We start from the raw sequence: 13523 nt of genomic DNA on the forward strand, positions 1-13523 counted from the left end.
GGCCACCGAGCAGAGCGAGAACAGCCGTGGCAGCACCGGAAGCAGCGACGCTGCGGGCTTCCCGGCGAACAGCCGCGTCAACGGCGGCCGGCTGCGCGGCTGGATCGCGACGTCGGCGATCACGCCGCCGGCGAGCCAGACCGTAATGTCGATCTCGTTGCGAAAGGCCAGGCTCATTCGCGCCGCTCCGTCAGGGCACCGCGCAGGAAGTTACGCCGATCGATCGGGGTTGTCGCGGGTTCGCGACGGCGAGCCGCCTCCTCGCTGTCCTCGGGCAGCATCAACTCGGCAAGCGCCGCCTCGGCCGTCGCCCGCGCGGCCGCCATGTCGGCAAATTCGAACATGGGCGAGAACAGCGAGCAGCTTGCGATCCGACCCATCTGCCCGATCTCACTGACGCTGAACTCGATGTCGCCCGCGGGAAAGCGGAATCGTAAGCTCGTGCCCGACCTCTCCCGCATAGCGCTCGTCGGCATCACCACGTTCATGAACCACGGCGTGACCATGATGCCGACGAACGAGCCATTGAACCGGCGGAACCCAACCGCCTCGACGCCGAGCGCATCGTTGTAGATCGGCAGATCGCGCATCGCGCGATCGCCGATCTCCCGGTAGCCTTCGGCCAGAAGCTCGCCCCAAGCCACGGCGTCGGCCTCGGGCGCTGGCGCACCACCGGTCATGCTTCGATCGCCATGAATTTGGATTTCGGCGCGTCGCAGTTCGGGCAGTGCCACTCTTCCGGCAACGCCGCGAACGGCGTGCCGGGCGCGATCTGCGCGACGTCGTCGCCGTCGGCGGGATCGTACACCGTCCAACAGATACCGCATTCCAGCCGCGTCGCTTCGGTGACGTCCTGGCGTACGCCAAAATTCTCGAAGGCACTCATTTGAAATAGGCCTCGATGATTTCCTGCAGCCGCTCGGCGGAGTCCTCGAAATCCTCGTCCGCGGCCAGCGCAACGGTCGGCACGCCTCCGACTTCGAGCGTATCGAGGATGATCGTGTCCATGGCGTTGAAGAACTGCACCGACCAGACATTGCGGATACCCGTCGACAGCACGCGACAGGTGCCGTAGCCGCGCGACACCAGCTGGATCGGCCCGTTGCGGATCGTGTCCTGCAGGAAGCTCATGTCCACCGGGCTCATCGGCAGCAGCGTGAAGTTGATGATCTGCGAGCGGAGGCCGGGCCGCCAGGCCAAGGCCCGCTCGCGGATCTCGGCGAGCACGGGCAGCACGTTCATCGCGCCCTCCGGCACCTGCCCGATCTCGAAATCGGCGGCTGTCAGGTCGGCCGCCGCGCGCCTGACGATCTCCGGGACGGAGCCGATCTCGAGATATTCGGAAGCCGCATCAGTCTCGAGCCGCACGCGCCAGATCCCGGCCAGGACCGACTCCTGGATCTGGGCCAGCGATCCGTCGGGCAACGCAACGACGCCGCCGACCTCGCCTTCGCCGAGCACGTCGGCGATGAGCTTACTCTCGAGCTCGTTGAGATTGGCGAGCCGGAACAGCTGCGTCGGCGCATCCGCCTTCTGGCCGGCGATGGCCTCAGCGATCTTCGAGAGCAGCGCGACCGCATTCGGGCAGCTCTTGGCCAATTCGGCGCTGTCCAGCGCTGCAAGCTTTGCCAGCGCGCCGGCCGCCGTCAGACTGCCCTTCGACGCATTGAGACTCTCCTCGCCGATCGGAAACACGCTGACCGGTTGCTCGGCGCCCTCAGGCGCATCCCAGAATCCGACCTTCATAGCTCGACACCTTGCGCGCGATGCTGGGGAACGATGGTGACGGCGACCGCGGCCGTTTGCCCGCGCGGGCGGTCGATCAGGGTTTTGATGCGTTCGATATAGACCGACCAGTCCTGGATCTTGGCGATCAGACCCAGCGTCTCGCCCTTGGCAACGAGGATCAGCGTCGGCTGCACGCGCACGCCAAAGCGCTCGCCGAGCGCGCGCTGGTCGTCGCGGGCGATGATCGCGCCGCGCAGCCGGCCGTTGAACGCGGTGATCAACTCCGGCAGCACCACGGCGACATCGATTGCCTCCGGGAAACGATTGGGATCGCCCGCCGACAGCAGCACCGCAACCGCACCGGCCTCGTCGGCCGCGCCGAGAAAATGATCGACCGTCGTGGCATCGACCTCGGGCAGGCCGTACCGCGTCAAATCCTGCTTCCCCACCTGGAATTCCATCAGACCTCCCCTGACAAGCTTATGATTTTGCTCGGCATAGGGTTAGCAAGGCACATGCCAGGATATTCCAGCAGATTTCTTCAGCTATCTAATTGATCTATATCATTTCTTTTCTGAGACCCGGCGCGTCGCATGCCTCAGTGCCAAGATACTTTCCAGCTTCAATGGAATCTATATTTGCAGATAGAAAGATGGCTTCCAGGCCGCACCCGGCTGCGTGCCGAGGATCCGGCGCCCCGCGGAGATCAAGGCGGCAGGGTGCTCGCTTATTCAGACCGGAGGTGTGGGGGAAGCTGCGGCTCGCGGCCGATCAGATCGGCGAAGAAGCGGTCGCAATCCTCGCCGTCGAGGGCAGCACCGAGCCCGTCGATCGCAGCACCGATCAGGCGCGCCTCGTCCTCGTCCAAAAGCCGGATCGCGGTATCGATATAGACCAGCACATGCGCACCGACCGGCGGGTTGGAGAGCAGCAGCATGGAGACGCGACGCTGCTCGCCGCGAAACTCGCACAGCGCCGATATTCCGTCAGTGTCGACGATCGTCATCGGCAGGCCGAGGCACATCGCATTTGCTCCAAAAGGCCGGCCGCTCAGGCCGGCCGCATCTCGTAATTGGCGTGGTCGATGTCATTGGCGAGCAACCGCTCGGTGCCCGCCAGGGGCACGCTGCGGCGGCTCACCGCGACGCCCCACTCGGCCAAGATCCGGCAGGCGACATCGATCGCGGACGCGATCTGGTCGCGCACCGGCGCCGTCAGCGGCCCGCCCCAGTCTTCGAGATCCAGCGGCTGGCAGCCGATCAGCACCAAATGCTTCGGGCATCTGCCGAGCAAATCGGCCGCGCTGATCACTTCCTGGAAGCCGGTCTGATGCAGGCTCATCTTCTTGGCGCCGGTGAAACGCGGCACCTCGTCGTCGCGCACCAGCTTCAACTCGCCGGGCTCGAGGCCGTAGTCGATGGCGTCGAACACGATCAGGCGGTCGGCTTCTTCCAGATAGTTGACGAGGTAGAGTCCCTGCGTGCCGCCGTCGAGGATGGTGACGTTGTCAGGCACGGCGTAGCGGCGGTGGAACTCTTCCACCACGCGCACGCCGAAGCCTTCGTCAGCCCACAAGATGTTACCGATGCCGAGCACCAGGATGCGGTCTTGCGAAGATGTCGGCATCGGTCACGTTCCCATTTTCAGTCGCGGAATTGCCGCTCGCCGGACACCATCGAGGAGATGATGCTCTGGCGCGACATGATGTCTTCGCGGATCGCCGCGTAGATGTGCACCATCACGAACGTCACCAGCGCCCACATGCCGAGATGATGCCAGGTGTGAACGTCCTGGCTGTTCGGCCAAATCGCAAACACCCAGCCGAACAGCTTGTGCTGCCAGCTGTCGATGCCCTGGCCTTCCGAATAGAGCGCAAAGCCGGTGACGATCATGAAGGCCACGAACAGCGTAAAGCCGGTGAACATCGCGGTCTGCGCCAGCGGATTATGGCCGACATACATCTTCGGCTCGCGCTCCAGGAACGCGTACCAGCGGATCTCGTGCAGCACTTCCTTCCAGAACTGCTTGCGATGCACGGGAATGTAGAAGATCTGCCGGGAGTGGTGGTTGCCGACGAAGGCCCACAGGATCCGCGTGAGGAAAAATACCGCGAGCACCTGCCCCGCCGCGAAATGGGCGAAGCGGATGTAACCCATCACGAAATTATCGGACGCCTCACCCGCGACCGTCGGCAGCGGCGTTCCGATCAGATAGCCCGTCACCATCAGCACGATGATGGAAAACGCGTTCACCCAATGGCAGATCCGCACCGGCGCTTCGTAGACATAGACGGTGGGTCGGCCCACCGCCCGTTCCCCGGACGCGTCGGCTGCGATCGCCGCGAGGTCCGGCCTTGCGTCCGCGCCGGGAGCAACAGCATCCATCATGACCGCCTCCTACCTGACCTTGACCTTGGCGAGCTCCTGGCCGTCCGGGCTCATGACGTGAGTCGAACAGGCCAAGCACGGATCGAAAGAATGGATCGTGCGCAGGATCTCCAGGGGCTGCTCGGGATTGACCATCGGCGTGTTCATCAGCGAGGCCTCGAAGGCGCCGATGTTGCCCTTGGGATCCCTCGGCGAGCCGTTCCAGGTGGTCGGCACCACGCACTGGTAATTGTCGATCTTGGTGTCCTTGATCTTGATCCAGTGGGCCAGCGCGCCACGCGGCGCCTCGGTGAAGCCGACGCCCTTGGCCTCCTTCGGCCAGCTCTCCGGCTTCCACTTGTCGACATTGGCGGTCGAACTGTCGCCAGCCTTGATGTTGGCGATGAGCTTGTCCTGGAAATAGCGCATCTGGCGGCCGGCCCAGACCGACTCGAGCGCGCGCGCCGCGGTGCGGCCGAGAGTCGAGAACAGCGCCGACGTCGGCAGATTCAGATCTTTCAAGAACTTGTCGACGGGATCCTTGAACTCGGCCTTGTTCTGCGCATAGCCGACGACCCAGCGCGCCAGCGGGCCGACCTCCATCGCGTGCCCTTTCCAGCGCGGCGCCTTGATCCACGAATATTTGCCGCCCTCGTCGAGCTCCTCGATCGCAGTCTTGGTGCCCTTCGCCTTGGGGCCCAGCACGTAGTTCGGCTCGGTGATGCCGTCCCAGGGATGCAGGCCCTTGGTCTCATCGGGATATTTGTACCAGGAGTGCACCACGAACTCCTGGATCTCGTCGGGATTGGTGTGATCGACCGGAAACACTTCGGACAGATTGCCGTTGATAATGGCGCCGCGCGGCAGCTTCAGGCTCTTCTCGGAATAGTCGTTGGCATGTTCGGGAACGTCGCCATAGGCAAGCACGCTCTGGCCCGAAAGGCCGCCGCCATAGAGCCAGTCCTTGTAGAACGACCCGATCGCGGCGACGTCGGGCAGGTAGACCTGCTCGTTGAACTGGATCAGCTGATCGATGATCGACGAGATCAGGTTCAACCGCTCCATGTTGATGGCGCCGACGGCGCCGGTGCCGTCGACATTGATCGGACAGGGCACGCCGCCGACCAGCCAGTTCGGATGCGGATTCTTGCCGCCGAAGATGGTGTGGATCTTGACGATCTCCTTCTGGAAATCGAGCGCTTCGAGATAATGCGCCACAGCCATCAGGTTGGCTTCGGGCGGCAGCTTATAGGCCTTGCTGCCCCAATAGCCGTTCTTGAACGGACCCAATTGTCCAGACTCGACGAACTTCTTCAGGCGCGTCTGCAGATCCTTGAAGTAGCCGGGCGAGGACAGTGGCCAGCTCGATATCGACTGCGCCAGCGCCGAGGTTGCGCGGGGATCGGCCGAAAGCGCGGAGACGACATCGACCCAGTCCAGCGCATGGAGATGATAGAAATGGACGACGTGGTCGTGCACCTGCAAGGCCAGCTGCATCAGATTGCGGATCGAGTTGGCATTCTCGGGAATGGTGATGCCGAGCGCATTCTCGACCGCGCGCACCGACGTCAGCGCGTGCGTGCCGGTGCAGACGCCGCAGATCCGCTCGGTGAACGCCCAGGCGTCGCGTGGATCGCGGTTCTTCAAGATCACCTCGATGCCGCGCCACATCGTGCCGGTGGAGACCGCATTGCGGATGACGTTGTCGGCGTCGACATTGACCTCGACCCGCATGTGACCTTCGATACGGGTCACGGGATCGACGACGATGCGTTTGCCGGAATTGTCGAGATTGAAGCCGTTGGGAGTCTGGATGCCCATGGATGCCCTACCCTAATCTGTCGCTTTGATCAGCTGTTGTGGTCGATGTCTTCGCGCTTGGTCGCGAGCCGCTTCACCGCGGTGACGGCCGCATGCGCGGCCACCGCGGCGCCGACGGCGCCGGCGGCCACCATGCCGATCTGATCGGCGTTCTTCTCGATGCCGAACTGCTTGATGTTGGTAAGGCGGTCATAGAACGAGCCCTTGTCCCAGAAGCCGTCTTCCGAGCAGCCGATGCAGCCGTGGCCCGACTGGATCGGGAACGAGACGCCGCCGTTCCATCGCACGGTCGAGCAGGCGTTGTAGGTGGTCGGGCCCTTGCAGCCCATCTTGTAGAGGCAGTAGCCCTTGCGCGCGGCCTCGTCGTCCCACTCCTCGACGAACTGTCCGGCGTCGAAATGCGGGCGCCGGTAGCATTTGTCGTGGATGCGTTGCGAGTAGAACATCTTCGGCCGGCCCTGGCGGTCGAGCTCAGGCAGCTTGCCGAAGGTGGTGATGAAGGTGACGACGCCGGTCATCACCTCGGCGATCGGGGGGCATCCCGGCACCTTGATGATCGGCTTGTTGGTGATCACCTTGTCGATCGGCGTGGCCTGCGTCGGATTGGGCTTTGCAGCCTGCACGCAGCCCCAGGACGCGCAGGCGCCCCAGGCGATGATCGCCATGGCATCCTCGGCCATCATCTTCAGCTTCTCGACGAACGGCTTGCCGCCGTCGATGCAGAACATGCCGCCCTCGTTCAGCGGCGGATTGCCTTCCACCGCGAGGATGTACTGGCCCTTGTGCTTGGCGCGGGTCTCATCGAGGATCGCTTCGGCCTGGTGGCCGGCGGCGGCCATGATGGTGTCGTCATAGTCGAGCGAGATCATCGACAGCACGGCATCCTTCACGAGCGGGTGTGCGGACCGGATGAAGCTCTCCGAGCAACAGGTGCATTCGAGCCCGTGCATCCAGATCACGGGCACGCGCGGCTTGGTCTCCAGCGCATTGGCGATACGGCTTGCCGCCAGCGGACCGAGCCCGAGGCTCGTCGCCGTCAGGCTGCAGAATTTATGAAAGCTCCGACGCGTGATGCCTTGCCGCCTGATCACGCTGTAAAACGTTTCCGTCGCCGCGCCCATGTGTCCTCCGCTATCGGCTTTGACTTTTCGATGACGCCAAAGGCAGCAAGAAGCAGGCCAAAAGCCTGGAGCGATTCAAATGTAGAGAGATTCCAAACCGTTAGGCATTTGAACGGCTCTTATGGAGGGCGGACGAGCACGTCAAAAGACGGGAAGCGGAAACAACTCGATTTGCAGTAGGCAACGAAGTTTCCGCCTTAGTGCGCCGTGCACACCATGCAGGGATCGAAGGACCGCACGATGTGCTGGATCGCAACTGAGCGGGGCCCGGCATCGCCGACATCGGTGCCGACCAGCGCCTGCTCCAGCGGACCGCCGATGTCGAAGGAATCGCGTGGCGAGAAATTCCAGGTGGTGGGCGCGATGATCTGGTAACGTTCGATCCGGCCCGCGCGCACCGCCATCCAGTGCCCGAGACTGCCGCGCGCGGCCTCGACCAGACCGACGCTGGCGCCGTCGGGAATCTCCTGCGAGGGGTGGCAGAAAGGCTCCGAGAGTCTGAGCGCGCGCGTCCATTGCTCCATGGCAAGCGCGATGCGCGCGAGTTCGATCAACCGCGCGATCACGCGATTGCGGACGTTGGTGCCGCCGGCCCTGACGAGATCGTCGACCAAGGGCTGCCCAGCCACCGTCTGGCGCGCGACCGCGCCGACTTCGATCGGCTGGCCGGATAGCCGCGGCGCCTTGCACCAGCTATAGGCGCTCGCCTTATCGGGATCCGGCACGGTGCTGCTGTGCGCCGGATCGGCGGACGTATCTCGCATCCAGGCGTGCGAGACATCCTCGGTAATCTGCGTCAGCGGCAAGGGCTCGATCATGGCCCGTGGCCCGAACAGGCCGCGAGGAAACAGCTCACTGTCGGCACCGTGATAGGCGCCATAACTCATCAGCAATCCCGGTCCCCGGCCGAGCTCGTTCAGGGACAGTGCGTCCGCAAGCCGGAGGAAGTGCGCGAAATCGCCGCCGCGCCCGTCCCGCCAGCGATCGAGCTCACTGGCATTCGGGATCGACAGGACGCTCTCCAGCGTATCCGCGAAGACCACACGTTCCAGGAACGCGCGGAATCCTGCTACGATCGAGAGCAGCCGCACACGCTCGCCGAGATCGATCGCCCGTGTCGTGCCGCCGGGCTGGAACGCCAGGCTGTGCGGCCATTTGCCGGCGATGATGCCCATGGTCTCGAGCAGCCGCGCTCGCGCCGGCAAGGCGTCACGCGCCGCGCTGCCGCGCGTCGCTGCGAAACGTTCGCGCGTCGCCTCGTGCCAGGGATGCGGGGCGTAGGCCTCGCGGGCGAAGTCCGGCATGAAAAAAATGTAAAAGTGCGTGAGATGATCGGCGGCATTTTCGGCAGCGTGCGCGATGTTGGTGGCGAGCAACCCGTTCGGCGCCGCTTCGATTCCCATGGCACGGCGAAGCGCGGCCGCGGCCGCCACCGATTGCGAGACCGAGCAGATGCCACAAATCCTTGGGGCCAGCGCCAGCGCATCGAGCGGGGGACGTCCTTCCAGGATCTGCTCGAAGCCACGATAGAGCGGCGCCGTGACTTCCGCGCGCGCGACGCGGCCGCCCTCGACGTCGAGCCGCACCTCGAGATCGCCCTCGACGCGGTTGAACGGGCCGATCGTGATCCTCGTCATGGGGTTCGCTTGTCCGTGGAACGCCCGGGAGGCACGACGACATGGTCGGAGGTCGCGTTCAGCCGCACACGCCGCGGCGTTGCCGATTTCGACAGCGCCGCCAGCGCGACGAACCAGGCCTTCGGCATGTCTGTCGGCAGGCCGACCGGAATGCCGGCGAGTTTCGCAGTCTCCAGGAAGTTCTGCGCCCCTTCGAAGCCTGGCGAGGTGCAGGCGATGCAGGCATAGCCGCCCTTGGTGCAGGAGCCGCCGCCGTTCCACGAGCGCTGGTTGCAGTCGCCGACCGCTTGCGTCGCCTTGCAGCCGAGATGCTCCATCAGGCAGCCGCGCTCCGACATGGTCTCGGCGCTGGCCTTGAACTCGTAGAATTCGTTTCGCGAGCAGCCGTGATGGGCGAGATGGTTGGCGACGAATTTCGGCCGCCCGTAACCGTCCAGATCGGCCGCTGCAATATCCCTGGTCGTCAATGCCAAGATGGTTTCCATCATCCAGCCCGGGTGCGGCGCGCAGCCGGCAACGTTGATCACGGGCAGACCGCGCCGGGAACGGAAGCCGGCGCCAAGCGCGCCGCCCGATTCCGCGCCCTCATATTGCAGGCCGACCGCGTCGGTCGGGTTGATGCCCGCCGCCGGCACGCCGCCATAGGCTGCGCAGCTTCCGACCGCAACCACATAGTCCGCGCGGGGTGCGAGATCGAGCATCCAGCGATAGACCGAGCGGCCGGTGCCCGCGAGCATGTTGAAGCGGCCGCTGTCGTTAGGACCGCGCGCGACGGAGCCTTCCAGAAGCAGCAAGTCCAGCGGCACCTTGCCATCCAGCACCGATTGCAGCACCTCGACCGCTTCCTCGCCGGTCTCCTCACTGACCGAGGGATGCCACAACAGATTGATGCCGAACTGCCTGAGCTCGTCGAACCAGCCGGAGGCGCCGCTTTCGAGGATCGACATGGTGCAGCCGCCGCAGCTTGCGCCCTGCAGCCAGAGCACATTGGTCGTTCCGTCGGATCGGCTCATGTGACATCTCCCGGTCGCCCCAGCTTCAACTGCCGATTTCCGAAGCGCAAGGGGCTCGTTTGCACGCTCAATCGTGGGAACCCGCCATTTCTTCGTGCTTCAGATGCCGCCTGCGGATATTGCGGGTGATGATCCAGACCAGCCCCACCGCAATCGGCACGAACAATGCGGTCGCAAGCGACGGCTCGACATGCAGGCCGCCGTCATGGGCCCCCTTGGCCAGGTAACCGAACAGGCTGACGACATAATAGCCGATCGCCGCCACTGATAGGCCCTCGACCGTGCTCTGCAGCCGCAATTGCAGCTTGGTCCGCTCGTCCATCGAGCGCAGGAGATCGCGGTTTTGCTCCTCGAGCTCGACGTCGACGCGCGTGCGCAGCAGATCTGCCGCACGGGCGAGCTTGATCGACAGATTGGCCTGCCGGTCTTCCATCGTGGCGCAGGTGCGCATCGCCGGTGCCATGCGCCGGGCGAGGAAGGAGGACCAGGTCGGATAGCCCGCGATCTCGCCGCCCTCGATCACGTTCAGGCGGGACTGCACGATGTCGTAATAGGCACGGCTGGCGCCGAAGCGGAACAGGCTGCCGGCAGCGCCCCTTTCCAAGGACGCGGCCAAGGCGGTCAGCTCCGTCAGCAAATGATTGTTGAGCTTGAGATCCTCGGCCCCCTGCATCTCCTCGAGGACTTCGACGAGCCGACGGCCGATATGATCGACCGAAGGCGCAAGCTCGAGCGCGGCGGGAAGACCGAGCAGCGCCAGCGTGCGATAGGTCTCGATCTCCAGCACCCGCTGCACCAGCGCGCCCAACCGGCCCGGCGACAGGCCGTCATTGCAGACGAGGATCCGAACGAAGCCGTCGCCATCCACGCGAAAGTCCGACGCCACCACCGCAGGTCCGCTGCGGACCGCGGCGACCGCGAGGCTCGCGCGCTCGAAAAGCTGTTGGGCGCGCTCCAGCGCCGCCGAGGTCTGCTCGACCTCGAGCTTGACCGAGACCAGCAATTGGCCGGACTGCGGCAGAGACCGGATCAGTGCGGCGGATTCGCCACCGATCCCGCCGAAAGCCCCGGCCGACCCATCCGTATTGGTGAGGATCCAGGTGAAGGTCGAAAATTCCGAGTGCTGCTCCCAGCGGAGCTGGACCGCGCCGATGGCGACTTGATGATGCTTGGTCCCGTCATCCGGCGGCGCCTGCCCGTGCGATGCACAGAAGGCCACGAACTTCTGCCGATCGGCTGCGGCGACATCGCCCTGGCTGAGAAAGGCAAAGCGCAGCACCGTGAGCGGCGCCGTGAGCCGCGTGAATGGACGCGCGTGCACCTCGCCCAGCACCGCACCACGCTGCGGATGCAGCTCAAAGCCGGCGAGATCGAGGTCACGGTTCATCTGATGTCCTTTGGTAGCGCTTTCAGCCCGCGCGTTGTCCCGCGACTTCCCGTTCACTACCACAACACACCCATGCCGATGCAATCACCCGTTGGCATGACATCTCCACCTTCCCTGCCGCATCGTGCAGAAAGTAACTATCCACTGGGCGGCAACGGGCTGGCGTCACTGGCAGCGGCCCTGCGTGCCCGGAAGCTCGACATACGGAAAGCATGCGCATGTCCGCTGTAGTGAGACCTTTCTTGATCTCACGCGACTCATATCGCCTCTTAATGCGTTGAAAATCTTGCGCTCTCGTTCCAAGCGCGAGTCGGGCATCAGCACAACCGCGGCCTCGACCAACGGCGCGGACGTCACGCGGTGGAGCTCAGGCCAGATGGATGGCCGGCAAAGCCACCTCAAAGGTCGAACCATGGCGACCGGATTCTGCAAGCACCAGACTGCCGTCATACCTTTCGACGATCATGCGGCAGATCGGCAGGCCCAGCCCCATCCCTGCCTGCTTCGTTGTGAAGAACGGCTCAAAAATTCGGCCCTGGTCGCGCGGACACACTCCCGCGCCATTGTCCCGAACGAAGAGGACAACGGCGTCTCGGTCGAGCCGTGTACCAACGAACAATCTGCGCCCGCCGGCCGACGTGGAGTTCATCGCTTCGAGGGCGTTCTTGAGCAGGTTCAAGATCACTTGCTGCAGTTGCACTGGATCCGCACGCACCAAGGCGCCATCGACATGAAACTCGGTCACGACAGAGACTTCGTTCAACTGCAATTCGTGCTGCAGCAGCCGCAATACCTGGCGCGTGACTTCTTCGATGTCTATTGCCGCTGGTTGATCAGCGGCGTCCTTGAAGAGCCCGCGAACGCTCCTGATCGTATCATTCACCCTTAAACTGGCTTCTTCCATATCCCTCAGAATGACGTTCATCTCCTCCAGCCGAGGAGGCTGTGCCTGAAGCATCTGCAGAGCCGTACTCGCATTCAAAGTGATCGAGCCCAGTGGCGACCTGACTTCATGCGCGATCGCCGCGGTGGCGGCGTCAATGCTCACCAGGCGGTTGGCTCGCTCACGCCGCTGCATCGTCAGGGCGCTGGCGAGCCGGGAGTAGAGCACGGTCATTTCGGTCAGCAGGACCGACAGCAGCATGCAACTAGCGACCAGCGCAAAGCCGCGAGCCGCATACCAACCAGCAGAAAAACGAACCGAGCTAGCGACGGCTGCCACGAGGAAGTTGGGCAGCCACGCCAGCAAGGTGACCATCAACCAAAGGTCAAGCACCGTTCGACTGCGTGCAAAGAGCAGCAAAAGCAGGAACGCGCCGAAGACGAACAACGCGATATTGATCTGATTACCGAGCCGCGTTTGCAGCGTGACACTTGCTGTGTAGAAGCTGGGCAGATGCTCAACCCCAACGGTGACAAGCGTCGCCGATAGCGCCACCGCCCCGCACACAAACCCAAGCGTGAGCGCGATGCTGGCAGCGGGCGACCTGGCAATTGGCGCATTGATCTCCTTCAGCGAGGCGTACGACAGGACGCACAAGAAAAACGCTGTGTGCCACAGCACGAAGAACCAGGCCGGCGTGTTGAAGCCGTCACCGATGAGGCCGCCAGGTGCGTAGCCTCCCGGGAAACTCAATGTCTGCAAGAAGGCGAACGAGGCGCTGAAGAGGTATGCGCTGGCGATGGCAAGCAGCGATCGGTGCGGTTGGACCGAATACTGGGCCAGCAATAGAATTGCGGTAAGCAGGTCGGCTGCGCTCAGGACGGTTTGAAGAACGGGAACAAAGCTGTCGATCTTGCCGATCTGGAGATGCGCAAAAGGAGCGACCAGCACGGCAAAGGCGATAATTACGACGGCAATGCCCGCCGCGACTGCTCGCTGCTTCGACGTCGCGGGCATCAATGCGACGACGACGGGAAGATCCCGATCCGATGCGGCGGCGTAACCCTTTGTTTCGACGTTCAGCATGGCGCCCGCCTGCGCTCCGGCGGTTGTTGATACGAAGTGTCAATTGCCTGCACCCTTATTTGGCAAGCGATATCGTGATCCCGCTGAGGTTGGCGGCAAACTCCAGACCGGCCTTCGGCCCTCGCAGGACGATCACGACGCCCTTGTCGTTGCGCAAGTGAACGCCGTTCACTCCTCCGACGAGCGCCGCGCCGCCGCCAACCGAGCTGTAAGACCCCGCAAAGTCGGAGATCTCGCGGATGCCCGACGCCCAGCCATCGAGCCGTCCGATGGTCGCGCCGGCCGTGATACCGAGGCTGATGCCGGATACCTGGAACGGATAGTTATGGCCGCGATAGAGCACCCCGTTGCCCACGCCGGCGCCGACGAGCAGGCCCGCCTTTACGATCTTGACGCGGACATGGCCTGAGGCCTGCGCGAAGGACGGCGTTGCCGGAACGATGCACGCAAGCAGCGCGATCATACCGAGGTAGACGACCGA

14 protein-coding genes are annotated in these 13523 nt (G+C 63.9%); all 14 read right to left on the reverse strand.

Annotated features, from left to right (window positions below; genetic code table 11):
- Positions 1-173: 173 nt before the first annotated feature.
- The 14 genes from hybE to SE92_RS11085 all read right to left on the reverse strand — a co-directional run bounded on the left by hybE (position 174) and on the right by SE92_RS11085 (position 13505).
- Complete coding sequence (hybE, locus tag SE92_RS11020) at positions 174-680, reverse strand: [NiFe]-hydrogenase assembly chaperone HybE (RefSeq protein ID WP_063195719.1); 507 nt, start codon at positions 678-680, stop codon at positions 174-176.
- Positions 677-886 (reverse strand): rubredoxin, encoded by a 210-nt coding sequence (locus SE92_RS11025; protein ID WP_063195720.1) that lies wholly within the window; start codon positions 884-886, stop codon positions 677-679. The genes hybE and SE92_RS11025 overlap by 4 nt, the downstream gene beginning before the upstream one ends.
- Positions 883-1746 carry a hydrogenase expression/formation protein gene (locus tag SE92_RS11030; RefSeq protein WP_063195721.1) on the reverse strand — a complete coding sequence of 288 codons (864 nt, stop codon included), beginning with the start codon at positions 1744-1746 and terminating at the stop codon, positions 883-885. The genes SE92_RS11025 and SE92_RS11030 overlap by 4 nt, the downstream gene beginning before the upstream one ends.
- Positions 1743-2189, reverse strand: a complete 447-nt coding sequence (locus SE92_RS11035; RefSeq protein ID WP_063195722.1) for a thioredoxin domain-containing protein — start codon at positions 2187-2189, stop codon at positions 1743-1745. Before SE92_RS11035 ends, SE92_RS11030 begins: the two co-directional genes overlap by 4 nt.
- Positions 2190-2455: 266 nt before the next feature.
- Positions 2456-2752, reverse strand: a complete 297-nt coding sequence (locus SE92_RS11040) for a HypC/HybG/HupF family hydrogenase formation chaperone (RefSeq protein WP_063195723.1) — start codon at positions 2750-2752, stop codon at positions 2456-2458.
- A gap of 26 nt (positions 2753-2778) precedes the next feature.
- Positions 2779-3354 carry a HyaD/HybD family hydrogenase maturation endopeptidase gene (locus tag SE92_RS11045; protein ID WP_063195724.1) on the reverse strand — a complete coding sequence of 192 codons (576 nt, stop codon included), beginning with the start codon at positions 3352-3354 and terminating at the stop codon, positions 2779-2781.
- 17 nt (positions 3355-3371) lie between these two features.
- On the reverse strand, positions 3372-4115 hold the full coding sequence (cybH, locus tag SE92_RS11050; protein ID WP_063195725.1) for a Ni/Fe-hydrogenase, b-type cytochrome subunit: 744 nt from the start codon (positions 4113-4115) through the stop codon (positions 3372-3374).
- A gap of 9 nt (positions 4116-4124) precedes the next feature.
- Entirely contained in the window at positions 4125-5915 is a 1791-nt protein-coding gene (locus SE92_RS11055; RefSeq protein WP_063195726.1) for a nickel-dependent hydrogenase large subunit, read from the reverse strand.
- 29 nt (positions 5916-5944) lie between these two features.
- Positions 5945-7036, reverse strand: coding sequence for a hydrogenase small subunit (locus SE92_RS11060; RefSeq protein ID WP_063195727.1), 1092 nt, complete (start codon positions 7034-7036; stop codon positions 5945-5947).
- 197 nt (positions 7037-7233) lie between these two features.
- A complete protein-coding gene (locus tag SE92_RS11065; protein WP_063195728.1) occupies positions 7234-8673 on the reverse strand; it encodes a nickel-dependent hydrogenase large subunit in 1440 nt (479 codons plus the stop codon).
- Positions 8670-9686: an NADH-quinone oxidoreductase subunit B family protein gene (locus SE92_RS11070; RefSeq protein ID WP_063195729.1), complete on the reverse strand. Its 1017-nt coding sequence runs from the start codon at positions 9684-9686 to the stop codon at positions 8670-8672. The genes SE92_RS11065 and SE92_RS11070 overlap by 4 nt, the downstream gene beginning before the upstream one ends.
- A gap of 67 nt (positions 9687-9753) precedes the next feature.
- Positions 9754-11073 (reverse strand): DUF3422 domain-containing protein, encoded by a 1320-nt coding sequence (locus SE92_RS11075; protein ID WP_063195730.1) that lies wholly within the window; start codon positions 11071-11073, stop codon positions 9754-9756.
- 367 nt (positions 11074-11440) lie between these two features.
- Positions 11441-13042 carry a sensor histidine kinase gene (locus SE92_RS11080; protein ID WP_063195731.1) on the reverse strand — a complete coding sequence of 534 codons (1602 nt, stop codon included), beginning with the start codon at positions 13040-13042 and terminating at the stop codon, positions 11441-11443.
- A 55-nt stretch (positions 13043-13097) separates the two neighbouring features.
- The gene (locus SE92_RS11085; RefSeq protein WP_502686795.1) at positions 13098-13505 is read right to left on the reverse strand and encodes a hypothetical protein; all 408 of its coding nucleotides are present in this window, start codon (positions 13503-13505) and stop codon (positions 13098-13100) included.
- Between the last annotated feature and the right edge of the window lie 18 nt (positions 13506-13523).

This window comes from Bradyrhizobium sp. AT1, assembly GCF_001590795.1.
In the GTDB taxonomy this organism is placed as follows: Bacteria; Pseudomonadota; Alphaproteobacteria; order Rhizobiales; family Xanthobacteraceae; genus Bradyrhizobium.

What these genes read in the sequence shown, in the direction of transcription:
- SE92_RS11055 (WP_063195726.1), bottom strand. Translation starts at nt 5,915, where the DNA reads ATGGGCATCCAGACTCCCAACGGCTTCAATCTCGACAATTCCGGCAAA.
- cybH (WP_063195725.1), bottom strand. Translation starts at nt 4,115, where the DNA reads ATGATGGATGCTGTTGCTCCCGGCGCGGACGCAAGGCCGGACCTCGCG.
- SE92_RS11035 (WP_063195722.1), bottom strand. Translation starts at nt 2,189, where the DNA reads ATGGAATTCCAGGTGGGGAAGCAGGATTTGACGCGGTACGGCCTGCCC.
- SE92_RS11045 (WP_063195724.1), bottom strand. Translation starts at nt 3,354, where the DNA reads ATGCCGACATCTTCGCAAGACCGCATCCTGGTGCTCGGCATCGGTAAC.
- SE92_RS11030 (WP_063195721.1), bottom strand. Translation starts at nt 1,746, where the DNA reads ATGAAGGTCGGATTCTGGGATGCGCCTGAGGGCGCCGAGCAACCGGTC.
- SE92_RS11085 (WP_502686795.1), bottom strand. Translation starts at nt 13,505, where the DNA reads ATGATCGCGCTGCTTGCGTGCATCGTTCCGGCAACGCCGTCCTTCGCG.
- SE92_RS11070 (WP_063195729.1), bottom strand. Translation starts at nt 9,686, where the DNA reads ATGAGCCGATCCGACGGAACGACCAATGTGCTCTGGCTGCAGGGCGCA.
- SE92_RS11080 (WP_063195731.1), bottom strand. Translation starts at nt 13,042, where the DNA reads ATGCTGAACGTCGAAACAAAGGGTTACGCCGCCGCATCGGATCGGGAT.
- SE92_RS11025 (WP_063195720.1), bottom strand. Translation starts at nt 886, where the DNA reads ATGAGTGCCTTCGAGAATTTTGGCGTACGCCAGGACGTCACCGAAGCG.
- SE92_RS11040 (WP_063195723.1), bottom strand. Translation starts at nt 2,752, where the DNA reads ATGTGCCTCGGCCTGCCGATGACGATCGTCGACACTGACGGAATATCG.
- SE92_RS11060 (WP_063195727.1), bottom strand. Translation starts at nt 7,036, where the DNA reads ATGGGCGCGGCGACGGAAACGTTTTACAGCGTGATCAGGCGGCAAGGC.
- SE92_RS11075 (WP_063195730.1), bottom strand. Translation starts at nt 11,073, where the DNA reads ATGAACCGTGACCTCGATCTCGCCGGCTTTGAGCTGCATCCGCAGCGT.
- SE92_RS11065 (WP_063195728.1), bottom strand. Translation starts at nt 8,673, where the DNA reads ATGACGAGGATCACGATCGGCCCGTTCAACCGCGTCGAGGGCGATCTC.
- hybE (WP_063195719.1), bottom strand. Translation starts at nt 680, where the DNA reads ATGACCGGTGGTGCGCCAGCGCCCGAGGCCGACGCCGTGGCTTGGGGC.